The organism is Caballeronia sp. ATUFL_F1_KS4A, assembly GCF_023630905.1.
Lineage (GTDB): Bacteria > Pseudomonadota > Gammaproteobacteria > Burkholderiales > Burkholderiaceae > Caballeronia > Caballeronia zhejiangensis.
The window spans coordinates 228,728-252,762 of record NZ_JALQEB010000011.1; the positions used below are offsets into that span (position 1 = coordinate 228,728).

The 24,035-nt window shown below is 62.2% G+C and carries 19 protein-coding genes; 8 read left to right on the forward strand and 11 right to left on the reverse strand.

The window, feature by feature from the left end; all coding sequences use genetic code 11:
- Nucleotides 1-16: 16 nt before the first annotated feature.
- Both NCS03_RS10960 and NCS03_RS10965 read left to right on the forward strand, forming a co-directional pair.
- Entirely contained in the window at nucleotides 17-604 is a 588-nt protein-coding gene (locus tag NCS03_RS10960) for a phosphatase PAP2 family protein (RefSeq protein ID WP_250521356.1), read from the forward strand.
- A gap of 111 nt (nucleotides 605-715) precedes the next feature.
- Nucleotides 716-1,636 carry a LysR family transcriptional regulator gene (locus tag NCS03_RS10965; RefSeq protein WP_033537194.1) on the forward strand — a complete coding sequence of 307 codons (921 nt, stop codon included), beginning with the start codon at nucleotides 716-718 and terminating at the stop codon, nucleotides 1,634-1,636.
- On the opposite strand, the gene NCS03_RS10970 is transcribed toward NCS03_RS10965, so the two are convergent.
- The 6 genes from NCS03_RS10970 to NCS03_RS10995 all read right to left on the reverse strand — a co-directional run bounded on the left by NCS03_RS10970 (nucleotide 1,572) and on the right by NCS03_RS10995 (nucleotide 8,129).
- Entirely contained in the window at nucleotides 1,572-2,678 is a 1,107-nt protein-coding gene (locus tag NCS03_RS10970) for a glycosyltransferase family protein (protein ID WP_034472796.1), read from the reverse strand. The two genes, NCS03_RS10965 and NCS03_RS10970, sit on opposite strands and share 65 nt — an antisense overlap.
- 17 nt (nucleotides 2,679-2,695) lie before the next feature.
- Nucleotides 2,696-4,591 carry a polysaccharide biosynthesis protein gene (locus tag NCS03_RS10975; RefSeq protein WP_175980403.1) on the reverse strand — a complete coding sequence of 632 codons (1,896 nt, stop codon included), beginning with the start codon at nucleotides 4,589-4,591 and terminating at the stop codon, nucleotides 2,696-2,698.
- A 12-nt stretch (nucleotides 4,592-4,603) separates the two neighbouring features.
- Nucleotides 4,604-5,629, reverse strand: coding sequence for an MraY family glycosyltransferase (locus NCS03_RS10980; protein WP_051996840.1), 1,026 nt, complete (start codon nucleotides 5,627-5,629; stop codon nucleotides 4,604-4,606).
- Between the two features lie 191 nt (nucleotides 5,630-5,820).
- On the reverse strand, nucleotides 5,821-6,792 hold the full coding sequence (locus NCS03_RS10985) for a UDP-glucose 4-epimerase family protein (protein WP_250457481.1): 972 nt from the start codon (nucleotides 6,790-6,792) through the stop codon (nucleotides 5,821-5,823).
- Nucleotides 6,789-7,613 carry a glycosyltransferase family 2 protein gene (locus NCS03_RS10990; RefSeq protein WP_034474349.1) on the reverse strand — a complete coding sequence of 275 codons (825 nt, stop codon included), beginning with the start codon at nucleotides 7,611-7,613 and terminating at the stop codon, nucleotides 6,789-6,791. The genes NCS03_RS10985 and NCS03_RS10990 overlap by 4 nt, the downstream gene beginning before the upstream one ends.
- Before the next feature lie 117 nt (nucleotides 7,614-7,730).
- The gene (locus NCS03_RS10995) at nucleotides 7,731-8,129 is read right to left on the reverse strand and encodes a GtrA family protein (RefSeq protein WP_008342550.1); all 399 of its coding nucleotides are present in this window, start codon (nucleotides 8,127-8,129) and stop codon (nucleotides 7,731-7,733) included.
- Between the two features lie 193 nt (nucleotides 8,130-8,322).
- On the opposite strand from NCS03_RS10995, the gene NCS03_RS11000 reads away from it, so the two are divergent.
- The 4 genes from NCS03_RS11000 to NCS03_RS11015 all read left to right on the forward strand — a co-directional run bounded on the left by NCS03_RS11000 (nucleotide 8,323) and on the right by NCS03_RS11015 (nucleotide 13,382).
- Nucleotides 8,323-9,744: a UbiA family prenyltransferase gene (locus tag NCS03_RS11000; RefSeq protein WP_250435030.1), complete on the forward strand. Its 1,422-nt coding sequence runs from the start codon at nucleotides 8,323-8,325 to the stop codon at nucleotides 9,742-9,744.
- 3 nt (nucleotides 9,745-9,747) lie between these two features.
- A complete protein-coding gene (locus NCS03_RS11005) occupies nucleotides 9,748-11,064 on the forward strand; it encodes an FAD-binding oxidoreductase (RefSeq protein ID WP_250457480.1) in 1,317 nt (438 codons plus the stop codon).
- Nucleotides 11,061-11,801, forward strand: a complete 741-nt coding sequence (locus tag NCS03_RS11010; RefSeq protein ID WP_250435033.1) for an SDR family oxidoreductase — start codon at nucleotides 11,061-11,063, stop codon at nucleotides 11,799-11,801. The genes NCS03_RS11005 and NCS03_RS11010 overlap by 4 nt, the downstream gene beginning before the upstream one ends.
- A gap of 258 nt (nucleotides 11,802-12,059) precedes the next feature.
- Nucleotides 12,060-13,382: a glycosyltransferase family protein gene (locus NCS03_RS11015; RefSeq protein WP_250529154.1), complete on the forward strand. Its 1,323-nt coding sequence runs from the start codon at nucleotides 12,060-12,062 to the stop codon at nucleotides 13,380-13,382.
- Between the two features lie 30 nt (nucleotides 13,383-13,412).
- Here the strand turns inward: NCS03_RS11015 and NCS03_RS11020 are convergent, their stop codons facing one another.
- The 5 genes from NCS03_RS11020 to NCS03_RS11040 form a co-directional block, all read right to left on the reverse strand.
- The gene (locus NCS03_RS11020) at nucleotides 13,413-14,609 is read right to left on the reverse strand and encodes an acyltransferase family protein (protein WP_250529155.1); all 1,197 of its coding nucleotides are present in this window, start codon (nucleotides 14,607-14,609) and stop codon (nucleotides 13,413-13,415) included.
- Between the two features lie 76 nt (nucleotides 14,610-14,685).
- Nucleotides 14,686-16,056 (reverse strand): FkbM family methyltransferase, encoded by a 1,371-nt coding sequence (locus NCS03_RS11025; protein WP_250529156.1) that lies wholly within the window; start codon nucleotides 16,054-16,056, stop codon nucleotides 14,686-14,688.
- A gap of 66 nt (nucleotides 16,057-16,122) precedes the next feature.
- A complete protein-coding gene (locus tag NCS03_RS11030; RefSeq protein ID WP_250529157.1) occupies nucleotides 16,123-17,151 on the reverse strand; it encodes a P-loop NTPase family protein in 1,029 nt (342 codons plus the stop codon).
- Nucleotides 17,148-18,527, reverse strand: coding sequence for a glycosyltransferase family protein (locus NCS03_RS11035; RefSeq protein WP_250529158.1), 1,380 nt, complete (start codon nucleotides 18,525-18,527; stop codon nucleotides 17,148-17,150). Before NCS03_RS11035 ends, NCS03_RS11030 begins: the two co-directional genes overlap by 4 nt.
- A gap of 275 nt (nucleotides 18,528-18,802) precedes the next feature.
- Complete coding sequence (locus NCS03_RS11040; RefSeq protein ID WP_250529159.1) at nucleotides 18,803-19,873, reverse strand: class I SAM-dependent methyltransferase; 1,071 nt, start codon at nucleotides 19,871-19,873, stop codon at nucleotides 18,803-18,805.
- A gap of 160 nt (nucleotides 19,874-20,033) precedes the next feature.
- Here NCS03_RS11040 and NCS03_RS11045 point away from each other — a divergent pair, with 160 nt between their 5' ends.
- Nucleotides 20,034-22,790, forward strand: a complete 2,757-nt coding sequence (locus tag NCS03_RS11045) for a class I SAM-dependent methyltransferase (protein WP_250529160.1) — start codon at nucleotides 20,034-20,036, stop codon at nucleotides 22,788-22,790.
- Nucleotides 22,783-24,021: a glycosyltransferase gene (locus NCS03_RS11050; protein ID WP_250529161.1), complete on the forward strand. Its 1,239-nt coding sequence runs from the start codon at nucleotides 22,783-22,785 to the stop codon at nucleotides 24,019-24,021. The genes NCS03_RS11045 and NCS03_RS11050 overlap by 8 nt, the downstream gene beginning before the upstream one ends.
- Nucleotides 24,022-24,035: the final 14 nt, after the last annotated feature.

The window sequence follows — 24,035 nt, forward strand, 5'->3', positions numbered from 1 at the left end:
CCTAGAACAAATACGCATGGAATCAAAGGTACTCTGGACGCTTTCGAATCTCGGCGACGCGGCCTTTCTGCTGCCGCTCGCGCTCGTCTGCGCGCTGTGGCTGCGCACGGTCGACGTGCGCCTCGCGTTGCGCTGGGCCGTGCTGCTCGCGATCGGCATGGGGCTCGTCGGTCTGTCGAAGATTCTCTATGCCGGCTGCGGCGTCGAGATCGCCGCGATCCAGTTGCGCATGATCAGCGGACACACGATGCTCGCCGCGTCGATCTACACCGTCGCGGGCGGCTTGCTGTTCGGCGCATTCGGCGGAAGCTGGCATCGGCTGGGCGCGGCGGGCGGACTCGCGCTCGCGGCGGCCATCGGCGCGAGCCGCATCATGCAGGACGCGCACACGCCCGCCGAAGTCGTCGCGGGCTGGGTGCTCGGCGCGGTCGTCGCCGCCCTCTTCCTCATGCGCGTCTTCGAAACGCCGCGCAAGATGCCGCGCGCGCTCGTCGCGGGTTGCGCGCTGCTGGCGGTTTCGTCGATCGCCTACGGCCATCACGCGCCGTTCCAGCGGATGATCGAGCACTATTCGTGGCGGCTCTGTCAGGGACTCGGGCTCTGAGCTTCGCGTCAGTTCACTCGCAGCGCATGGGCTGACGAACTTCAGTATGATCGCAGGCTCTTTTCTCTCGCGCGCCCATAGAGGCGCGCGATCACGTTTCCGGGATCGAGCATGGACCGCTTCCTTGCAATGAAAGTCTTCGCGCGAGTCGTCGAGGCGGGCAGTTTCTCCAAGGCAGCCGATGCCCTGCGCCTGCCGCCCGCGAGCGTCTCGCGCACGCTTCAGGCGCTCGAAGCGCATCTCGGTGCGCGCCTCATCAATCGCACGACGCGCAGCATCAGCATCACCGAAGACGGCGAAGCCTATTACGAGCGCTGCGTGCGCGTGCTCGGCGAAGTGGACGACATGGAAGCGTCGCTGTCGCATTCCAAGCTGAGTCCCAAGGGCAATGTGAAAGTCAGCCTGCCGCAAGTGATGGCGAAGAACACGATCATTCCCGCGCTGCCGGAATTCTTCGCCGCGTATCCGGATATCGGCGTCGAGCTGGTGCTGACGGACCGGCAAGTCGATCTCGTCGAGGAAGCGGTCGATTGTGTCGTGCGCGTGGGCGCGGTCGGCGATGTCGGGTTGGTCGCGAAACGCATCGGCGCGTATACGCAGATCACTTGCGCGTCGCCGGGATACATCGAAAAGCACGGCGAGCCGACGTCGCTCGATGACCTCGAGCAGCATCTCGCCGTCGGTTATGTGCTGAACAACTCGGGACGCGTGCGCAACTGGGAATTCGTCGTCGATGGCGAAACGCGCACCATCGCGATGAAGCACAAGATCGCCGTGAACGACGGCGATTCGTATATCGCGGCGGGCGCCAACGGGCTCGGGCTGATTCAAAGCTCGAGCTATACGCTCGATCCGCTCGTCAGAAGCGGCGCGTTGAAGGAAGTGCTACGGGAATATCCGTCGTATCCGCGCGTGGTGTCGGTGCTGTATGCGGCCAACCGGCATCAGCCGAGGCGCGTGCGCGTGTTCATCGACTGGGTTGCGGAGTTGTATGCGCGCCTGCCGTCGTTTCAGGTGAGCAAGGGAAACTGAACGCGGGCGTCGTTTGCGGCGATGCATCCGCGAACGGCATCGCGCGCCAGTCGTAATCGCGATAAGCGCGCTCGAGCGCGCGCAGATCGGCGGGCCGCGCGCTCGCGTGCACGCCCTCCAGATGCGGCAAGCTGAATTCCACCTTGACGCAGTTCGCATAATCGCGCGCGCGCATGTTGGCGGGGATCGTCGTGAAGAACGCGGTCGTCGGCACGTCGAATCCCGCGCCGGCGTGTAGCGCCGCCGTATCCGCCGTGACGAGATAGCGCGCGCGCCCGATCCACGCGAGGAAATCGTCCGTGTCGATGCAAAACGGCGCGATATCGCGATAACGCGGATCGTCGACGGGCCCGAAACCCATCACCGGCAGGCCCGTTTCATCCGCGAGACGCGCGACGATACGCGCGCGCATCGACGCCGGAATGCTGCGCACCGGCGTGCTCGCGTTCGGGCAGAACAGCGCGTATGGCTCGTTTGCGATCGGCTTGAGCGGCACATCGGCGAGCCAGCGATTGCGCTTGTCGGCGGCGGCGATGGTCGAAGGCGCGATGCCCATCGCCCAAAGGAAGAAGTCGATCATCGGCATCGAGGCGAAGCGCGGCCAGAAAAGCTGATTGCCGACGTCGATCTTCGGTTCATCGGCAGGCAGGCTCGCGAGCGGCACGGGCAGACCGACGATATCGGCGAGACGCGGCGCGGCAAGCTCGTAAAGACGCTGCACGTAGCGCGGCGCGCGCGCCGGCCGATAGATCGTGAACCGAAGATGCGGATAAAGGCGCTTGACGGCGGAGAGCGCCGTAAGCCCGATGATCGAATCGCCGAGCGTGACGCCGAACGCGTTGACGAGATGCACGCGGCGCTCGCGCGCATAGTCGGCGTCGAAGGGTTCGCGGCCCGCGTTCAGGATGGTGGCGGGCAGCGCGGAGAAAGCGGATGCATCGGCGTGCGCGACTTCGAGATCGTAAGGCGCGACGATCTCGCCGCTTAGCGATAACAGCGATCCCGCGTGGGTCAGCGCATGAACTTCGTCGAGCGTCGTCATGCGTGACCCCGTTGCGGTCAGCCGGCCGCGCCGCGTTCGTTCGCCGCCTTCGCGACGGGCACGCTTTGCAGCACGGGCATCGTCGCCGTCTGATACTCGGGCACCCAGCGGCGCAGATCGCGGCGCACTTCTTCGTCGGAGAGCACGCGATGCTGCATCAGCCAGGGCAGCAATTCGTCGATGAAATCGTCCGGCACGCCGCGCGCCTGCGCGATGCGCAGCTTCGGATGCGGCGTGCGCGTGGTGGTTTCGTCGTCGGCGAGCAGTTCTTCGTAGAGCTTTTCGCCCGGACGCAGCCCAGTAAACGTGATGCGGATCTGCTCTTCCGTGAAGCCATAGAGACGGATGAGGTCGCGCGCGAGATCGACGATTCTCACGGGCTGGCCCATGTCGAGAATGAAGATCTCGCCGCCGCGCCCCATGCTCGACGCCTGCAGCACGAGTTGCGCGGCTTCCGGAATCGTCATGAAAAAGCGCGTGATTTCCGGATGCGTGACCGTGACCGGACCGCCCTTCGCAATCTGCTGCTGAAATTTCGGGATCACGCTGCCCGCGCTGCCGAGCACGTTGCCGAAGCGCACCGTCTCGAACTGCGTGCGCGGCGCGGATTGCTGCAGCGCCTGACAGGCCATCTCGGCGAGACGCTTGGAGGCGCCCATCACGTTGGTCGGGTTGACGGCCTTGTCGGTGGAGATCAGCACGAAATGGCGCACGTTGTGGCGAATCGCCGCGCGCGCGACGCGCAGCGTGCCGAGCACGTTGTTGCGCACGGCCTGCCACGCGTTCTGCTCTTCCATCAGCGGGACGTGCTTGTAGGCCGCCGCATGGAAAACGATGTGCGGCGTGAAGCGCGCCATCGTCTGATCGAGCAGCAGCGAATCCTTCGCGTCGCCGACGACCGGAATCACCGAGCACTCCGGAAACTTCTCGTGCAGTTCCTCGATGAGGCGATACATCGCATATTCGGAGAGGTCGTAGGCGATGAGCTGCGCGGGCGAGAAACGCAGAATCTGACGGCACAGTTCCGAGCCGATGGAGCCGCCGCCGCCCGTCACCATCACGACGCGCCCGTGGAGCAGTTGCTCGACGTGCGGCATGTCGATCTTCACCGGCTCGCGGCCGAGCAAGTCTTCGAGGTCGATCTGCCGCACGCGCGACAGGAAGTTGCCGCCTTCGGTGAGCGGCGTGAGCGCGGGCAGCACCATCACCTTGACGCCGGCGCGCACGCACAACGTGGCGACGCGCCGCTGCTCCTCGACCGACGCCGAAGGAATCGCGATGATCACGTAGTCGGTCTTGTACTGCTCCGCGAATCGGGAGAGGTCGCTGAACCCGCCGAGGACCTTGTGGCCGAGCACTTCGCGGCCCTGCTTGGCGGGATCGTCGTCGAGCAGGCCGACGAGACGCCATTCGCTGGAGCGCGCAAGCTCGCGGGCGAGCATCGCGCCCGCCGTGCCCGCGCCGAGCACGATCACGGGCTTGCCCTGGCCGACCAGACCGCCGTACAGATAGAACTCCTTGCCCGCGCGATAAAGCGCGCGCGCGCCGCCCATCGCGAGAAACAGCAGAAGCGGCGAGACGATGAGCACCGAGCGCGGGATGATCGGCGTCGGCTGCGACATCACCGCGCCCACCATCACGACGAGCGCGCCCACGACGATCGATTTGGAGATACGCATCAGGTCCGGCAGGCTCGCGAACACCCACATGCCGCGATACAGCCCGAAGACGCGAAAGACGATGGCATAGACCGGCACGACCCACAAGAGCGCGTGCAGCGCGCCATCGCGGAAATCATGCGGCACGCTGCCGTTGAAGCGCAGCAGGTAAGCGACGACCCAGGCTCCGACGACGGCCACGAGATCGAAGCCGAACGCCCCCGCCGATAGCCATGTAGCTTTTATTCGATTCATCAGCATGGACCCTCAAGATTGTCCGGTATGGCGCGTTTCATGACGACGCCACTGCGCGTCGACGACCGCGCCCGCTGCCACAACCACGACTGCCCAGCCCGCAACCGCCGCCCACTGCCCCGTGACGGAAAACCACAGCGCCCAGTTCGCGAGGATCATGCCCGCCAGCATGAGCAGATACCACGTGAGCGCGGTGCGCGCGTGCCCCATTCCGAGGCGCACCATGCGCTGATAGTAATGCTCCCGATGCGCCTGCCAAAATTTTTCACCGCGCGCGAGGCGTCGCAGCAACGTGACCGTGGCATCCGCGATGAAAGGCGAAAACACGAGCGCCGGAAACCAGACGGGCCATGCGCCCCGTTGCCAGCCCCAGAACCCGAGCGCGCCTGCGAGAAATCCCAACGGAATAGACCCGGCATCGCCGAGAAAAATCCGAGCCGGATGGAAATTGAGGGTCAGGAAACCGGCCGCCGCTCCGGCGATCGCCGCGCTCGCCAGGCCGAGATCGGCTTGCGGCGCGGGTCCGGCGAGCGCCGCGAGCGCGTAGCCGCCGAATCCGAACAGCGCCATGCCGCCGGCGAGCCCGTCGGAGCCGTCCATGAAGTTGTAGAGATTGACGAGCCACAGCATCAGAAAGCCGACGAATGCGAGCGCCCACCACGGCGCGTTCGCCGGATGCGCGACGATCACGAGCGTCACCGCGACGATATGCGCCGCGAAGCGCACGCGCGCGGGCAAACCGCGTCGGTCGTCGATCTGCGAGACGGCTGCGAGGAAGACCGCGCATGCCGCGACGAGCCACATCGACGGGGCCGCGACGAGGAGCGCGACGACGGCGACCGGCACGATGCCCCAGCCGCCGACGCGCGGCGTGGGCCGTTCGTGCAGCGAACGCTCGTTGGGGATATCGGTGGCGAGGCGCCACGCGAGGCCCGTGCGGATGAGCGTCCGCAGAATCAGCGCGCAGGCGGCGAACGCCAACACCGCGACCGACATCGCGGCCAACGGCGGCGAAGCTTGGAAATACGAATGCAGCATGCGTTGTTATGAGTTGTCGAAAACGAAGCCCCGATCGTCCCGGCGACTTTTATCCCGGGCAAACCCGCAAGGATACGCGAACGGTCGCCGGAATGAGTCGTAAATAACTGACGGATAACGAAAATCGCGCCGATATCGAAGCCGCGCATATTTTAACGTCCGCGACGGACGTTTCCGGTCGCGAGAACCGTTTATTGCGCGCGCGTCGAGCGAAACCACGCGGCCGTGGCGGCGAGGCCTTCGTCGAGCGATTGCGGCGCTTGCCAGCCGAGCGTCTCGCGGATGCGGCTCGAATCGAGGCGCAGGCTGCCGGTCAGCCGATCGATCTGCGCGGTCTTGCCCGTCAGACGCCCGACGCCGCGCAAGAGTCCCACCGGCACCGGCACGAGCCGCGCCGGTTTGCCGAGATGTTGGCCGAGCTTGCGCGCGAGTTCGGCGACGCTCGGGTCGTCGCCGTCCGTGACATGGAACAGGCGGCCCGCCGCGGCCGGATGGAGCGCGCATTCGATCGTCGCGCTCGCGAGATTGTCGACGGAGACGAGGCTGCGGCGCGCATCGATCGCGCCGAGCGGCAACGGGATGCCGCGCGCGATCGCGTTCATCATCGCCAGGAAATTGGCGCGCACGCCGGGGCCGTAGACGAGCGGCGGCCGCACGATGGCGATTTCCAGCCCGGTGCGGCTGCCGAATTCGAGCAGTTTCACTTCGGCTTCGGCTTTCGACACGCCGTAGGCATCGGGCGGATTGCGCGCGTCGTCTTCGGTGAACGGGCGGCCCGGATCGCTTTCGCCGAGCGCCTTGACGCTGCTCATCATGACAAAGCGCGTGACACCCGCTCGCCGCGCGGATTCGGCGGCGGCGAGCGTGCCGTCGACGTTGACCGCCCGATACGCCTTCAACACGGCCTGCGATTGGGCGGCGGCGTCGGCCATTACGTGGACGCGCGCCGCAAGATGGATCACTGCGTCGCAACCGGCAAAGGCTTCGGGCGCGATCGAATCGAGGCCGTCGATATGGCGCACGTCGACGCCCGGTTCGCACTGCGCGTCGCGCCGCACGAGCCCTGTCGCGCCGATCCCGCGCGCCGCGAGCGCACGGCTCACCGCGCGGCCGACGAAGCCGTTGGCGCCGGTTATCGCGATGCGTCGGCCGGATTCGCTCATAGCCATTTCCAGCCGAAACGGTTGAAGAACCGGTACGCCGACGTGACGAACAGCTTGATGTGCACCGAGCCTTTCTTCGCCGCGCCGCCGCCGTGATGCAGGATTCGCACCGACGGCACATAGGCGATGCGCGCGACGCGGCGCGTGCGCAGGCTCAGGTCGTAGTCCTCGAAATAGAGGAAATAGCGCGGATCGAAGCCGCCGAGCGACTTGAGCACATCGGTTCTGAAGAGCATGAAGCAGCCGCTCACGATCGGCGGATCCCACACGATATTGCTGTCGCCGATGACATCGCGCATTTCGTAGCGCGCGAGGCGCCCCGCGAACGGCTTGCGCAGCGCCGACGGCAGAAAGCCGCGCACGAAAAGGTCGAGCACGGTCGGATAGCGGCGGCAAAGAAACTGCTGACGGCCATCGTCGCCGCCGATCCACGGCGCGAGCAGACCGGTTTCCGGCGAGCCGTGCAGAAAGGCGAGCGCGCGGCGCAGGCCATCGGCATTGAGTTCGACGTCGGGATTGAGAATCAGATGGAAGCGGCTGTTCGCGCGCTCGATGGCGAGATTGTGGCCGCGTCCATAACCGACATTGCCGTGCCCTTTGAGCACCACGGTGTCGAATTCGGCATCCGAGGGCGCCGGCAGGTCGGCGAGCTCGCCCGGATTGCCGTTGTCGATCAGATACAGGCACGGGCGCCCGGCGACATCGTGCAGTTGGGCGAGCGCGGATTCCAGCGTTTCGACGGTGCGCGCGAGCAACGCGGCATCGGGCCGGTAGACGACGATGGAAATGCTGAGAGTGATCGGCGGGGCGTTCGCGTTCATCGGACAAATGGGGCGTCCGCGCCACGAAAGGAAAACGGACCGCATCGACGGGTGGAAGACGCCAAGATTGTCCTTAATGTCGGAGGTTTCGGCAACCGCGGGCGGCGGGGCGTCGCGTCAGGCGAACGTGCGAAACACGTAGCGCTTGTCGAGGCGGTACTTGATCACATAACCGATCGCGAGACCGATGCAGCCGCCGACGTAGCGCATTTCGGCCGTTCCGAAGACGTGATTGAAGCCGAATTCGACGCCCCAGAAAATCGCTGTGGTGACGAGGCCCATCGTGACGTAGAGCGTGAACATGGTCGCGTCGTGACGCGCATTCTCCGCCTTGAAGCGGAAGATCCATTTCTTGTCGAGCAGATATTTCACGACGAGACCGACGCCCGTGCCGACGAACACCGACAGCAAAACATGCCAGGGGCCGCTATAGACGCGCGTAGTCAGATCCTGCGCGCCGATGTTGGCAAGCGTCGCGATGGCGGCGAAAAAGGTGTAGAGCAGCGCGAGTTGCATGTGTTCAGAACATGGTTCGGTGGTTCGGCGTTTTTCCGGCGCTACGTCACACGTTGCTTGGCGGAAAAATCGACACCATATACGATGTGCCTGGAAAACTCGACAAAGCCGGTGCCGAAGCCGTCGCTGAGAAGACGGCCAGGCCCGGTTCCGCCCGGTCGTGGGCTTAAGCAATCATCTCAACGTGAATTGAATGAGCAAGCCCATCGTCGTCGATCTCGATGGCACGTTGATTCACTCCGACATTCTCGTCGAGAGCGGATTCGCCTTCCTGAGATCCTCACCGCAGAAATTCTTCAAGCCGCTGCTGTGGCTTTCCAGCGGCGGCAAGTCCGTGCTCAAGTCGCGGCTCGCCGAGCACGTGAGCATCGATGTCGCGACGCTGCCCTACAACACGCAGGTCGTGAACTGGCTGAAGGACATGCGCGCCGCGGGCCGCACGATCGCGCTCGCCACCGCGAGCCATGAATCGTTCGCGCATCGCATCGCGGAGCATCTCGGCATCTTCGATCGCGTGTTCGCCACCGACGAGCGCGTCAACCTTTCCGCGCACCGCAAGCGCGACCGGCTCGTCGCCGAGTACGGCGAGAAGGGCTTCGATTACGTCGGCAATTCGCACGATGACATGTCCGTCTGGGCCGCCGCCGATCGCGCGTATGTGGTCAATCCGCACGCGGGCGTCGTGCGCGCCGCCTCGAAGCACGACAACGTCGAACAGGTCTTCGAGAATCGCCCGCCGACGCTCAAGGTCTGGGCCAAGTCGCTGCGGCTGCATCAGTGGCTGAAAAACGTGCTGATCTTCGTGCCGCTGCTCGCGGGGCATCAGCTGAAGTCGCCGGCGGCCATCGAGTCCGCCGTGATTGCGTTCTTCGCGTTCGGGCTGTGTGCATCGAGCGTGTATCTGCTGAACGATCTGCTCGACTTGCAGGACGACCGGCAGCATCCGGTGAAGCGCCGGCGCCCGCTCGCCGCCGGCACGATGCCGCTCGCCTGGGGCATGGCGCTCTGCCCTGTCCTGCTCGCCGCCGCGTTCTCGATCGCACTCACGTTCTTGTCGTGGAAATTCAATGCGGTCCTGCTCGGCTACTACGTGCTGACGCTCGCCTATTCGCTCGCGCTCAAGCGTCAGGTGATGATCGACGTCGTCGTGCTTGCCGCGCTGTACACCACGCGCATCGTCGCGGGCGCCGCGGCGATCCATGTCCCGCTCACTTTCTGGCTGCTAGCTTTCTCGATGTTCGCGTTCCTGAGCCTCGCGCTCGTCAAGCGCTACACCGAGCTTCACGCGATGATGAAGTCCGGGCGCGAAGGCGCGCGCGGGCGAGGTTATCTGGCGAGCGATCTGGCCATCGTGTCGTCGCTGGGAACGTCGTCGGGTTATATCTCGGTGCTCGTGCTCGCGCTCTATATCCAGGACGAACGCACCACCGTGCTTTACCGGCATCCGCAATACATCTGGATGGTGTGTCCGCTGATGCTCTACTGGTTCAGCCGGACATGGGTCATCACGCATCGCGGACGCATGAACGACGATCCCATCGTGTTCGCGGCGCGCGATCGCATGAGCCTCGTCGTCGTCGCGCTGTGCGGCTTCGCATTCTGGCTCGCGATCTGACCGATGAGCGAACTGCTCTCCTGGGGCCGCTACCCGCGCCTGCCGCAGACCGCGCACGCCGCGCACTGGCGCGACGAAGCGCAGGCGCGATGGCGCGACGTGCAGCGCGAACATGGCACGACGCTCGCGTTCGGCAATGGCCGAAGCTACGGCGACGTCTGCCTCGCGAGTTCGAATCACGTCTTTCAGACGCTCGCGCTCGACCGGATCATCGCCGCCGACTGGACGCGCGGCATCGTGCGCGCCGAGCCCGGCATCACGTTCGAGCAGATTCTCGCGCTCGCGGTGCCGCGCGGCTGGATGCTGCCGGTCACGCCGGGCACGAAGTACGTGACGCTGGGCGGCGCGATCGCCAACGACGTGCACGGCAAGAACCATCACGTGCGCGGCACGTTCGGGCGGCATGTGCGCGCGTTCGGCCTCGCGCGCAGCGACGGCACGTTCATCGAATGCTCGCCGGAATCGAACACGGAGATGTTCAATGCGACGATCGGCGGGCTCGGGCTGACGGGACTCATCCTGTGGGCCGAGTTCTCGCTGATGCCGATCCGCACGAGTCTCATCGACGTGACGAGCATCCGCTTCGGCAAGCTCGACGAGTTCTTCGATCTCTCGGAAGAGTACGACGCGAAGCACGAGTATTGCGTCGCGTGGGTCGATTGCGCGAGCCGCGGACCGGCGCTCGGGCGCGGCATCTTCATGGCAGGCGATCACGCGATCCACGGCTCGCTCGATGTCGAACAGCGCAACACGCGCCGCGTGCCGTTCACGCCGCCCGTTTCGCTCATCAACGGCCTCACGCTGCGCGCGTTCAACGAGCTGTACTACCGGAAGCAGCGACGCGCGATCGAGCTTTCGCGCGTCGGTTACGACGGCTATTTCTATCCGCTCGACAGCCTGCTCGAATGGAACCGCATCTACGGGCCGCAGGGGTTTCAGCAGTATCAGTGCGTCGTGCCGGCAGCGAGCGCGCGCGATGCGGTGCGCGCGATGCTCGATCGCATTTCATCGAGCGGCACGGGTTCGTTTCTCGCGGTGCTCAAGCGCTGCGGGAACATTCCGTCGCCGGGGCTGCTGTCGTTTCCGATGGAAGGCACCTCGCTCGCGCTCGACTTTCCGCAGCATGAATTGCGTAATTCGCAGCTCTTCGACGCGCTCGACGCGATCGTGCGCGATGCCGGCGGACGCATCTATCCGGCCAAGGACGCGCACATGTCGGGCGCCGATTTCCGCGCCGCTTATCCCCGATGGCAGGCGCTCGAATCGCTTCGCGATCCGGCCATGCTGTCGCATTTCTGGAAACGAATGACCGGCCTATGAAGAACATCGTCATCGTGGGCGCCACGTCCGCTATCGCCATCGCCTGCGCGCGAGAATGGGCCGCGAGAGGCGCGCGCTTCTTTCTCGTCGCGCGCAACCAGGAACGCATGGAGCAGGTCGCCGCCGATTTGACGGCGCGGGGGGCGGCTTCGGTTGCCACGTATCGGCTCGATATCGACAAGCTCGACGATCACGCCGCGATGCTCGCTGACTGCGCCGCGCACATGGATTCGATCGATATCGTGCTGATTGCGTCGGGCACGCTGCCGGACCAGGCGGCCTGCCAGAGCGATCCCGCCGTCGCGGTGCGCGAGTTTCATACCAATGCGCTTTCGCTGATTGCGCTCATCACGCCGATCGCCAATCGGCTCGAGGCGCAGCGGCACGGGGCGCTCGCGGTGATCTCGTCGGTGGCGGGAGATCGCGGGCGTCCGTCGAATTATCTTTATGGCAGCGCGAAGGCCGCGTTGCAGGCGTTTCTCGAAGGCTTGCGCGCGCGGTTGTTCAAGGTCGGCGTGCATGTCGTCGATATCAAACCCGGCTTCGTCGCCACGCCGATGACTGCGGGGCTGCCGTTGCCCGGCCCGCTCGTCGCCACGCCGGAGAAGGTCGCGAGGGACATCGTGCGCGGAATCGACAGGAAGAAGGACGTGGTTTATACGCCGTGGTTCTGGTGGGGGATCATGCTGATCATCCGGAACGTGCCGCGGTTCGTGTTTAAGCGCGCGTCGCTTTAGGGGAAGGCGTGCGAGACGAGGAGGGATTTTATCCGCTTACGACGCGGACAGATCTTATGGGCCAACATCGGCAGCGATTGCGACGAAGACTGTGAATGCAGGGCGGCGAGTTGCACGAGGCGGCAATCAAATCGGTGGAGCTGCGCAGGATATACTGCTTCGCCGCGTTTGTGAGAAGCGCCTGCAACATTCACCTTAAACAAGGACTGGTCGCTACGTCGCGGGCGCGGCGCCGGTTTCAGCTTTCGGAAAGAGAACGTGAAGACTTTGAAGACGGTGTTTTTCTGCATCGACGATATTGGCATGACGCGTGAAGTCGGACAGTGGCTGCTGGTTTCGATCAAGAGCGTCTTGACCAATACGTCATGCACTCCGATGGTTCTGTATTGCGGCACGAGCGAGGACGCCATGCAGCGCCTGAGAGATGCGGGCGCAAAGGTTAAGGCATGCCGGTCGCGCTGGGCCGCGGAGATCGAGCAAGGCCGCAGCACGCGGGCGTTCCCTTTGCATATGGAAGGCGCGTTAATGCGATACGATATTGCGCAGTTGGAGTGCGGCGACGAATATGTCATGTACGCCGACTGCGATACTTACTTCTTCAGGCAGCCACAGCTAGACCTGACGTCAGTGGAAACAGTCGGCGCATGCGTGACGAGCCGTACGAATGGCAATTCGCACTTCAATTCGGGAGTCATCCTGTTTCAAACCAGCAACTATCTAAAACAGAGCGAGGTCTTCTTTCGCTTCATCGAGAGCACGTTGGGAAACTGGCTTCCTTCTTCGGTCGACGAGATGATGTTCAACGAATATTTCGGAACGTCTATTGTGGAGCTACCGGCGGAAGTCAATTGGCGACCTTTCTTCGGCTTCAATCCGAACGTGGATGTCGTGCATTTTCATGGCTTTCAACTCACGCATACGATTTATATGCTGACGCGCGATTACCGGGGCTTCGAAAGATCGCTTCTAGATAGTGATTATCTATTCGAGATGGCGATTCATCGTGCCAGTTCACTCATAGCATCGGAATCCTATTTTTCCGAAATGGAGCAACGCGGTGCATTCGAAGGAACAGAAATAGCGCCGCTCATCGGACAAATGGCGCAGCTCACCGACCGGAAGACGCTGTGTCGAGCGCTCATGCTGGCCAACGCTCAACTCGGAAGGGCGAGCCGGGAAACCCTCCACCTTGCTCATCTGGCCGATATGCCGGACTCGGATCCGGAACGTACATTTTTTGCGCTTGGAAGCGTGCAGCACACCGCACGCTTTCACATCCACCCATGCAAGAGCTTCGGCGCCGGAACGATGATCATCAGCGATCCGTCAGGAACGCGCGGCTTTTCGCTTTTCGCGAACGAAGCGGTGGATTTCTCTCGCCGAGATTTCGACGATCGAATAGAAGTGTTCTGGTCGGGCGTTGGCATCGACTGTCACTTCCTGCTGCTGCCCCACGCTGCAAGCGCGGATTTGGGTCTCGAGCTGGCGAGCTTGGGCCGAAGCAGCCCGCAGGTATTCGCCTATTCCAATACCGGTGAGTGCACAGAGGTTATGCCTCAAACTGTCGGACAAACGAGCTGAAGGAGTCGGTGCTCCGAGTGCCGGCGGTCATCAGCTTGTAGACGCCCGGGTTCTGTTCTTGCGAACGAATTTGTCGAGAATTGGCGACTCAAAGAAGTGCCATGAAATCATCGCCAGCAAGATTGTGACCCCGAGAACGACGGGCATGGCGCGGCTCCCGGTAAGCCACGGGAACCGCATCAAGGGGTTAATCACGAGCAGATGCCACAGATAGATGCCGTATGAGATGGTCCCCATGTATCTGAGCGGCGCACTGAACCGCATCGCGACAGCGCCTGAGTGAATGCAGGCGAACAAAATCAACATCGTGCAACTCAGACCCAAGGCCGATCTGAAAAAGATGAACGCAGGGAGCGTATTGGCATAGCTGGGATTCAACGCCCACGCCACGGCCGTGCCCGCCAACGTAATGGCTGCGGCCAGATAGAACGCGCCGGTGATTCGAGTCTTTCGCCCGAGCAAATCCGCGCCGTGAGGCCCCCGCAGAAAGCGCGCCGCTGCAATGCCAAAGGCAAATTCATCCAGCATGCCCGGCAGCTGCGTTCCGTAACAAAAGAGAAGGAATGCTCCGTTCGGCTGGCTCGCGTCGATGCTCCGAAACACGAACCAACGCCATGCCCAACTGATCGCCAACGACACGCCGATGATTACCGGTACGCGCGCACGAAAGAGCCACGGCGCAATGGCCAGTATTAATACATAGAACTGCATCTCGGTCGCGACCGACCAATTCGCGCCGTTTATCGAACCCGACAGGCTCGGAAAGAAGTTATGAATGAAAAAGAGATGCGATAGCCAGTTTTTCCACGAATCCGCTTCGAAGAAAAGCTGCGGCTCCATCGAGATGACGAACAGCAGCGCCGTCAGGTAGTAAAGCGGGACGATTCTGGCGAGTCGGTGCCGGACGAAGATGCGGCGAAATCTTTCCGCTGAACCGGCATCGAGCAGTTTGAATGCCGACAAGCTAATGACGAATCCAGAAATCACAAAGAAAAGATCCACGCCCATCCAGCCGTAGCGGAGCCAGTGAGCGGGTCCATGCGCCGGATATCCGGGCCACGGAAAAAGCTCTACGACATGGTAGACGACTACCAGAAGCGCCGCGATTCCGCGCAAGGCATCGATCATCGGAAACGAGAAGCGCGCGTCTCTCGATTCGCTTTGCGACACGCGCGCCGTGGCGTCCGCCTGTTGCGTCCTGTCGGATTTATTAACCAGAGCGCTCATCGGCTAGTCTCTATCGGGCTGCTTATTAAACTCGCGCGACCCCACTGGACGCGCGAGCCCAGTATCGTTATGACGATCAGCGTCCACCTGAGCGATGAACGCTCCACAGCCGCCGGAGCTCTGACCAATCGCCCCGCAAAAGCCGCGAAATGACGCGCACCGGGCGCGTGATTCGCCACGACATGGACTGATGGATGGCCTGTAGACTGACGGTCGCCGACTTAGCTTGCTGTTCACTCCTTTGAGCCTGCTGCTCGCTCCTTTGACGCCCCTCGGATGTCTGCTGCAAATTCTCGTTGAGTTGCTGAATCTGCTCCGTCTGTCGAGCTTGTTCCTCGTAAAGCACCCTCAATTCGTCCTCGAGCCTGCGGATCGCATACTTCGCCCGCTCACGCTCGTTGAACAGCACGATCTCGCTCGCACGCACCTGATGAGTGGCCTGCTCCAACGCGGCACTCAGTTCTTCGATCCGCTCCTGAAAGATAACCGGCATCCACTTTTGCCCAGCTTGCTCATGGGAAAAGTCCCTCGGATAGTCGCCGAGGTTTTCGCCCAGCAGCGCATGCGCCGCCAACGCGACGATCTCTTCCTTGGCGTGACCAGCCCAGTCTTTCGGCGCCCAGCGAGGGGTCGTCCACATCGCGTAGCGCAGCGCTTCCGCCGAATCGATTTCCTTGAGCACGCAACCGGCTTCCACGAGCGAGGCATCGAGGACGGGCGATGCGCCGCGTGTCGCCCAGAGCCCGGCTTCATAGGCGAACGGAAAGTCTATGTCCTGACATTGGTTGAAGTTACTGGCCGATATGGCAGGGAATGCCACATACGAAAGGCGATAGCCCTGCTCCCGCAACAGATCCACCAGGTTCAGCGACTCGCGCGTCTCGTTGCATTCGATCCAGAACGAGGCGTTCGACGACGCGGCGTAGTCGAGCGACGATTGGATGATCTCGCGCTCCATGCCCTCGGCATCGAGCTTTATGAGATCGAAGGGGCCGTATTGGTCCGCGAGTTCGCTCAAGCTCACCATTCGCTGCGCGGCAGGCGCGGAAACCCGGCTACCGTGATTGGCGATCAAAGAGAATGAACCCGCGTTCGCCGGATCGACGAACCCGGCCGGCGCGCGTCCGGAACCGCCGACGACGCCCTCGATCACTTCATGTGCGATTGCGAGGTTCTTATCGACGTTCTGGCGGAGCAGCGGCACGACAGCCGGGTTAGCGTCAACCAGACAGGCAAACGCCAATTTCTTCACCTGCGCGACGCCAAGCGTGAACGTACCCAGGAAGGCGCCGACATCGGCAATGCGCGCGTTCTCGGGCAGTGCACTAGCTACAAACCTGACCTCGTGTTGTGCCCATTCACCATATTTTGCGAGGATCTTGCAGATCAAGTCCTTGTTCGGATCGAGCGTTTCGAGCACGCCATACCGCGTCACAGTCTTCGGCATCAGCCAATTTCTCCAGATTTCATCTCTAGGCGAATGACGGCGCGCGCGCCGCGTCAACCCGTTCAATCAGTTGATGCCTTGATCCAGACACCATTTCTTGTAACCACCCTTTTCCGTGGAAAACGGGTCCGCGAAAGCCGCGTGCAAATCGCCGCGGCTTCGCCATGCAAGGCGATGCGAACGAGGCACCGGCGTTCCGTCGTCATAGACGCCGTATGCCCAGTAGCCCTTGGGCAAACCGCTAGCTGCGTTGTCGGTAAGACGCTCGCGATACCAGCGGAGCAATTCGAATACCTCCGACCGGCCGTAGGAGTAGTGCAGGAGCACTGCTTCGCCCACGGAATTGACCTTCGTGAAGTGGAAGAAGCGAAGCTCGGATTTGCCCGCGAGAATGCGGCCATCGGGAAGAAGACTGATCGGCCGGGTACTCAGGTTCCAGCTTGCGACGTTATAACCACTGTCGCGCAACACGCTGACCGAATCAAAGAGCGCCGGAACGAGATCGCACCAGCGTTGATCGGTGAAAAGACCGTTTGGAACGTCGTCGTGGCAGAAACGCAGTAACCTGTCGCGCCACCATCTTCCGAATGCCCGGCCGCTTTCCGAATTGCGGACCGCGACGAAACCAAGATTGTAAACGCCATGCTTTAGCGACCCGATTTCATTGTCCATGACGCCCGTGATCGTTTCTTCCGGCGCGATGACGTGGGGCGTCAAGACGACGGCATGCGTCTCGAGCGTGGCGAGCACATGTTCGAGTGGCGCAAACAATGCCGTGTCCGGATCGAGATAAACAACGCCATCGACATCTTCATGAAGCAGGCGGTCCATCATCGTGCCCTTGACCGCCGTGCACAGTTCCACGACATCGTGACCGAAGGCCCATTGCTTCCAGTTGTCGATTCCGAGCTCCGCAACCGTCACGATATGGTCGAAGATTTCTTCGGAGATATCGAACTCGAACCCCTCCGGCTTCTCGTCGGACATGAGCAACCAGAGCGTCCAGTCGGGATGAAAGCGCCGGACAGTTTCGGCAAGCACGCGAGCCCTGTCGAGATAGCTATATGAAATGCTGGTATAGCAATGAATCTTCATGCGCGGCGCTCCGTCGACACGAGTTCCGAGGAATAAGCGTTAAGCTCGATGCTTCCGTATCGGCGCACGGCCTCGTCCACCCATTGGATGACATCGCCGCTCGCAAACGCCGCCTGCAGTTCGACCTCCTCGCCGAGCGAGCGGCCGCGCGCTTCCGGCGTCTCGCGAACCATCGGCCATACGTTTCCGGATCCCTCGCGAGCGATGATGAACGCACCTGCCGCGATGGATTCCTGCGTTGTGAAGGAGAAACTCTCGAAACATGCGGACCAGTTGATGACTGCGTCGATCTCACTATTGCGCACGGCCCGCGCCATTGCGGTGCGATCCTCGGGCGTGACCGTCACCTCCCGGAAAGTCACACCGGGCACGCTCATGTTCCGGCTGCCCAAGTGATGAAAGTCGTAGCGCTCATCCTTGTGATGCCAGCGGCACAAGGCTTCGTACACGTCCCAGCCCTTGTGATAGATCGGCGTGCCGATAAAGGCGACACGCAGCGGACGATTCGATGGCCGAGGCGGGCGCATACCATCGAACTCGATCCGGCTAGGCGAGATCACGACCGCGCGGCTGTGCGTATAACCGCCCTTTTCTTGCCAGAATTGGAGGATGGTGCGCGACGGCGCGGCAATGACAGGCTTTGCATCGTCGAAAAACGCCTTCATGCGCTCGACATGTTCGCTGCGCTCAGTTCCACTATTGCAAACGCCGCATACTGCCGAGCGGTTCGGCGGCGCCTTGCAGAAGCGCGTCTCGTTGCGCAGCAAGTGCACGCTCGGACAGAGTGTGAAGAGATCGTGGATCCAGACGAGCGGTTCTTCCTTGCTTGCCGTGACGAGCGCGCAAACCAGTTCCGGCGCGAATCCGAGCAGATGATGGACGATCGGCTGAATGCGCGTCCCCTGGCGCGCCAGTTCATCGGCGACGGCGATCAGATCCGCGATGCGGATCACGCCGCAGGTGATCCCGTTCAGCGACATGACCAGCAGAAAGTCTTCCGCTTTCGCCGGCGGTGCAAGCAAAGGCAAAGGTTGATTTGGGCAGACATGCAAAAACGCCCATCCATCGGCCATCAACGCGCGCTGCTCGTCCCCGACGACGTTCTGAACGCCGCCGGAGATGGTGAGATAGTGGTCGTGGCTAAAGACGACGGCCAGACCGGAATGGTTCGACCGAAGGGCGTCCGTGACCAGACTGCGCAAATGATCGATGGAAAGCGGCTTGTCCTGCCGTACGGGCATCCACTCGCGCGCCCGTACGCGCGGAGAAATCGCCCCTAGAATATTAGGGATAACGCGACTCGTGGAACTTCGGTAGGCCCATCCTTGGCTCACCGCATCGGCGACCGTGACTTCGCTGCGCGAATCGTAATTCAAAACATCCCTTCCTTTCAGTTTTCACGACGATGTGGCACGTGGATTACCCGCGATATCGGCAAAAACGACCTGGTTCGTATCGCCGTGCAGTGACGGTGAGATCGAGGAGCGGATCTTACCAGTTCGAAACGTGCCTATCCGAAGGGATGGTGATTATTCGCCATAGCGCACTAGAGCGCTGTGGCTTTAAAGGAACATCCAACTTGAACTTATCTGTACGCCTTTGAGGTAGCAGGTCTGATCGCCGATCAGCGCAGCCGTCATTGCCGCCTCATCTAACGTTCTTTGCCACGCAATGCGCGCAACATCGAAACGCCACGTCTAAGCGGTTCGGTCGCTCTCCAGGTAGTCGACCGGCGCAACACGTAGATCGACTGCTCAAGTTCACGAATCCGTGCATGTGCAGCTTCGATCGTGTCATTCGAGAGCACGCGCTCGATCTCTGATTCCATTTTCTGCGACTGCCAAGCGTGGCTCGTCTCCGCCGCTTCATCCTGAATCCGATGAAGCAGTTCGTTTCTCACATGCCTGTAATCGGCTGGATTAGCACCGTGTCCCGGTTCGCACAGCCGCAGATGAGCGTGGAACTCACATCCGGCATCCACGATTTCGACCACATCGAATGGCGCCAGCCTCAGAAAGCCGACGTCGCGGATCAGCAATTCGAACGATGCAGGGGTGAAAACGGAGCAATGCGCGTCGTAGTAATTCTCGTCACCGTTACTCGAGCGAAGCTGCCAGTCCGCGTAGAGTCGCTCGAGATCCAGATCCGCTTCGACTGTTGCCGGCGGAGTAGCTCGCACAAAGGCAAAGCTCGTCTTCGCGCCGTCATTGATATGAGCAAATGCTTCTCGGGAATCGAAGTTCTGTGCAGGCGTCGGTCTTTCCCGCTCATCGATGAACGCCTGAATCCATTCCGACAACCTCGTTACCGGCCTCAGATAATCGAAGCACCCACGGCGATCTGGAATCGCCATCGAAAGCATTCCCTCTGGTTTGAGCGCTTCCGCGCAGCCGCGCAAAAAACGTATCGGGTTCGGTAAATGTTCGAAGTTATGCGACGAGACGATATAGTCGAACGCATTCCTCTGCCCGCGCGCGCCAATAAGTTCGCCGATCTTCGTCGATGACCCGATCAGGTCCACCTCCTCGATATTCGCGATTAACGACTGATGGACGTTGGGATCTTTCGATGCGCGCTCACGCAGGGTGGCCGTATCGAACACGTCCAGAACAAGGCATTGGTAGCCGTCTCGTTTCGGTGCGATCGGGCTGAACCAAGGCCCGATTTCTATACCAGCCTGAGATTTAGAGATGTACTTCAAAATCGACTCTCTGCGATCCATCGGCGACTCCTCGAACCTATCTCCTGAATTCTGCGCCTGACTTCGTTGGCAGAACGAGCGGGTATCCGTCCATGAATTGCCGCGGAGGTCCGTGGCATGCGTCGCCGTAGCAAGCCCGTCGCGCGAAGCCACGAACCCCTGGCCGTAGCTGGGTATACTGATGCAGCCAAACTCTCCAATGCAAATTCTTTTTCACTGCATGCAGAACCAAATCGACCCACATATTGCCGCAATGCAAGGTACCGAAGACCTTGCCGTTCTGTGCAGCGCCGCCTTGGACCCACTTTTCTGGCGTGCCGATCGAATCGACGCGCTCAGCGCCTGGTGCGGACACATTCCATTCGCACATTGGCTTGTTGCAGCGCTGCGGCCGAACTCGATCGTTGAATTGGGCACGCACAGCGGCGTCTCTTACTCGGCATTCTGCGCCGCCGTCGAAAAGGTGCAGTTGAACACGCAATGCTATGCAGTCGACACCTGGCGTGGCGATCCCCATGCGGGCATATACGGCGAACAGGTCTTCGACGAGCTTCGGGCCTACCATCAACGCCGTTTCGCAACATTCTCGACGCTGCTTCGTTCTACCTTCGATGAAGCCGTGAGCCAATTTGCCGATGCGTCGATCGATCTCCTGCACATTGACGGTTGCCACACATACGACGCCGTCCGGCACGACTTCGAGCAGTGGCGGCCCAAGCTCAGCGCGCGGTCGGTCGTGCTTTTTCACGACACCAATGAAAGACAATCCGACTTCGGCGTGTGGCGTCTTTGGTCGGAGTTACGCGATTCCTATCCCTCGTTCGAATTTTTGCACGGTCATGGACTCGGCGTGCTCCTGACGGGCGGCGCCACTCCGCCTTCGGTGCGTGCCCTTTGTCAACTGGACGCGGTCCGGGTGGCGAATCTCCGGAGTCGCTTCGCCGTTCTCGGCGAGCGCTGGGAGGCGGAACAGCGCGAACACTGGCGCGCGAACGCGGAGCGCCAGCGTTCCGATACAGGCGAGATCGACGCGATCCACCAACGCCTGCAGCAAACCGAAAGCGCATTGAACGATGCCACATCGCTCGCCGAGCGGGACGCCCAGCAACGCGTCGCCCTCGAGCAGGAACTGCGCAAGGCGCGCGCGCGGATCTTGGCGGTGGAAGAAGCTCGCGCGGATCTCGAAGCGGCAATGGAGCAAGCCATCGACGATGCGCAAGGTCGCGCTGCGGCATCCGAAAGCGCGCTGCGCGGTATCGAATCCAGTACGATCTGGCGGGCTACCCGCCCGCTTCGCTCCGTGCTCGCTCTGGCGCCTCACGGGGGGCGGCGGAATCTCGGCGCCGCCTTGCGCGCACGTGGGGTCGGCATCGCAAAACAGTTACCGCTCGGCCTGCGCAGGCGCGCGCGCGTCGAAGAAAACGCGAGGCTCATCGCCGCTTCGCCGCTCTTCGACGAGCAGTGGTACGTACAGCAGTATCCTGGAGCAGGCGAATCGAGAAAGAAAGCAGCGCATCACTATGCGACCGCCGGCACCACAGAACGTCATCACCCAAGTCCGCTCTTCGATGCGCAGTGGTATCTGAAACAAAACCCCGATGTCGCCGCGCATGGCATCAACCCACTCGTCCACTACGAGAAGTTCGGCCGTGCCGAAGGCCGTGCGATACGCGCGCTCGATGACAAGAACACGGAGCCGGCGATCGAACCGATCGAGCCCGCGTTTCCCGCGCCGGCGCGCAACTGGAAGCCCGAGCCGCCGGATCCCGAACTGCACTCGCTTCTTTCGCAACGGTTCTCGCCGATCGCACCGCTGAGGGTTTTCCGCGTCGCGGGACAGGAACGGCATGTGACGCTCGTCGTCGATCGAGTGGACGGCGGCCCGCTCATCGAAGATCCGCGCGCAGGACTGGCCCTTGCCGTCACGCTGGCGAAACGCCTCGGCGCGGGATTGCGCATCGTCACGCGGCTCGCAGCCATCGACGCCGGCAGCGTCGATACGCTGTTCAGGCATCACGGCATCGCGTGGGACGGCAATATCGACTTCGTGTTCTCAGGGGTGAAGGATGGCCCCGCGATCGCCGCCGGCCCGGACGATATCTTCATCGTGGCGAACTGGTGGAATGCGCATGCCGCGATTCAGGTCATCGACCCGCGCCGCATCGTTTATCTGGTTCAGGAAGACGAGCGCGCGCTCTATGCCAACGGCGAGGAGCAATTGCGCTGTGCGGAAACGATCGCCACGCCGGGGCTGCGCCTGGTGGTCGATTCGCGGACGTTGCACGCGCACCTCGTAGCGGATGGAAGCGTCCCCGCCGGCACGCCCTGGTTCGAACCCGCCGCCGCATGTGGAAACGCCGGCAAGGACGCGCCGCACGTCGCGGACGGCAAGCGCCGCTTCGTCTTCTACGCGCGGCCGGACCAGCCGCGCCACCTTTACTGGCGCGGACTCGAAGCGATCGGGGCATGTCTCGAGGACGGCGTTCTGAGTCCGCAGGAATGGGAAGTGCATTTCATCGGCGCGGGCCTCACGCCGCTGGAACTGCCCGGCTGCGTCCATCCGCATCTTCATGAAATCACACCTTCCGCCGTCGCACGCGACGATCTGACGCGAGTTATCCATAGCGCGGACGTCGGGCTGTGTCTGGTGGAATCACCGCATCCCGGCTACGCGACATTGGACCTCGCCAGTGGGGGCGCGCACGTCGTGTCGAATCGATATGGCGTCAAGACTTCGCTGGAACGCTATGCGCCGAACCTGCTGTGCGTTGATCCGGCTGTCGCGAGCCTGAAGTCCGCGATTCGTGAAGCCGCGCAGCGCGGGCGCACGCCCGAAAGCGCAGCGCGCCCGGTGAACTGGGAATCGACGTTTTCGTCCGCCCTCGCGAGCCTGGAAGCAGTCGCAATGTTTTCCACGGGAGCATCGCCCAATGTTTAATTCCGTGTTCGAAAATCCGCTGCACTATGCGCACCCATGGGAACTGAACTTCGAGCAGCGCTACGAAGCCTTGATGAAGCGTCCCCGCCGCGTCGCCTATTTCTATGAGAAGCCCGATAGCACCACCTTCCGCTATCGCGTCTTCAACATGTCTCAGGCGCTCGAAGCCGATACGGTTGCAGGCGTTTCCGCGTCGTGGTTCTTTCGCGAAGACATGCCGCGTATGGCGCGCATCGTCGACCGCGTCGATGCGCTCGTCTTCTGCCGGACGCATTTTTCGCCGTCCATCGGCGAATTGATCGACCGCGCGCGGCGACGCGGCGTGCGCGTGCTCTTCGACGTCGACGATCTCGTCTTCGATACCGATTACGTTCATCTCATTCTCAGTTCGCTCGATCAGGACGCGAACAACGAATCGGCGCTCAACGGCTGGTTCGCGTCGATTGCGCGCCAGGGCACGCTGCTCAAGATGTGCGACGGCGCCATCGTGACGAACGCGTTTCTCGGCGATCGCATTCGCGCATTCGCGCCGTCGCTCCCTGTCAGCACCGTCCCTAATTTCCTCAATCGTGATCAACAGGCCGTATCCGAGCGGATGTTCGAGCAAAAGCGGGAGCGTGACTTCGAGTCTTCACAACCGTTTCATATCGGCTACTTCAGCGGCACGCCCACGCATCGGCGCGATTTCGACATTGCTGCGCCGGCGCTCGCGCGACTGCTCCGCGACGACAGCCGGCTCAGGCTGCTGATCGTCGGCGCGCTCGAATCCGCCGAGATTCTCAAGCCGTACAAGCACAGGATCGACCGCTATCCGTTGCAGGACTACATGAACCTGCAACGTCTGATCGCGCGCACCGAACTGAATATCGGCCCGCTCCTCGACAACCCGTTCACGAACTGCAAATCGGAGCTCAAGTTCTTCGAAGCGGCGATCACGGGCACGGTCACGATCGCGAGCCCGACCTATGCGTTCCGGCAGGCGATCTCGGACGGCGCTACAGGACTGCTTTCCCGGTCGCACGAATGGCACACGAAGCTTGAGCGCGCGGTCGAATTGCTCGATGACCGGCAGCGCTATGCGGACATGAGCGTCGCGGCTTACGAGCACGCACGAAACGTCTATGGATGGAACCGGCAGACCGCAGCGATTCAGCGGGCGCTCTTTGGCAATGCAGCGGAGCAACGGCTGACGCAGACAGACGGGAAGGCCGAAGTCTCCGTCACGACGTGAAAAGCCGAGATAAG

Bases quoted from the DNA above. Each gene is read 5' to 3' on its own strand.
- NCS03_RS11005 (WP_250457480.1), top strand. From the start codon at position 9,748: ATGAGCGAACTGCTCTCCTGGGGCCGCTACCCGCGCCTGCCGCAGACC.
- NCS03_RS10975 (WP_175980403.1), bottom strand. From the start codon at position 4,591: ATGAATCGAATAAAAGCTACATGGCTATCGGCGGGGGCGTTCGGCTTC.
- NCS03_RS11025 (WP_250529156.1), bottom strand. From the start codon at position 16,056: ATGCCGAAGACTGTGACGCGGTATGGCGTGCTCGAAACGCTCGATCCG.
- NCS03_RS10990 (WP_034474349.1), bottom strand. From the start codon at position 7,613: ATGAACGCGAACGCCCCGCCGATCACTCTCAGCATTTCCATCGTCGTC.
- NCS03_RS11045 (WP_250529160.1), top strand. From the start codon at position 20,034: ATGCAGCCAAACTCTCCAATGCAAATTCTTTTTCACTGCATGCAGAAC.
- NCS03_RS11040 (WP_250529159.1), bottom strand. From the start codon at position 19,873: ATGGATCGCAGAGAGTCGATTTTGAAGTACATCTCTAAATCTCAGGCT.
- NCS03_RS10970 (WP_034472796.1), bottom strand. From the start codon at position 2,678: ATGACGACGCTCGACGAAGTTCATGCGCTGACCCACGCGGGATCGCTG.
- NCS03_RS10965 (WP_033537194.1), top strand. From the start codon at position 716: ATGGACCGCTTCCTTGCAATGAAAGTCTTCGCGCGAGTCGTCGAGGCG.
- NCS03_RS11020 (WP_250529155.1), bottom strand. From the start codon at position 14,609: ATGAGCGCTCTGGTTAATAAATCCGACAGGACGCAACAGGCGGACGCC.
- NCS03_RS10985 (WP_250457481.1), bottom strand. From the start codon at position 6,792: ATGAGCGAATCCGGCCGACGCATCGCGATAACCGGCGCCAACGGCTTC.
- NCS03_RS11010 (WP_250435033.1), top strand. From the start codon at position 11,061: ATGAAGAACATCGTCATCGTGGGCGCCACGTCCGCTATCGCCATCGCC.
- NCS03_RS10995 (WP_008342550.1), bottom strand. From the start codon at position 8,129: ATGCAACTCGCGCTGCTCTACACCTTTTTCGCCGCCATCGCGACGCTT.
- NCS03_RS11030 (WP_250529157.1), bottom strand. From the start codon at position 17,151: ATGAAGATTCATTGCTATACCAGCATTTCATATAGCTATCTCGACAGG.
- NCS03_RS10980 (WP_051996840.1), bottom strand. From the start codon at position 5,629: ATGCTGCATTCGTATTTCCAAGCTTCGCCGCCGTTGGCCGCGATGTCG.
- NCS03_RS11050 (WP_250529161.1), top strand. From the start codon at position 22,783: ATGTTTAATTCCGTGTTCGAAAATCCGCTGCACTATGCGCACCCATGG.
- NCS03_RS10960 (WP_250521356.1), top strand. From the start codon at position 17: ATGGAATCAAAGGTACTCTGGACGCTTTCGAATCTCGGCGACGCGGCC.
- NCS03_RS11000 (WP_250435030.1), top strand. From the start codon at position 8,323: ATGAGCAAGCCCATCGTCGTCGATCTCGATGGCACGTTGATTCACTCC.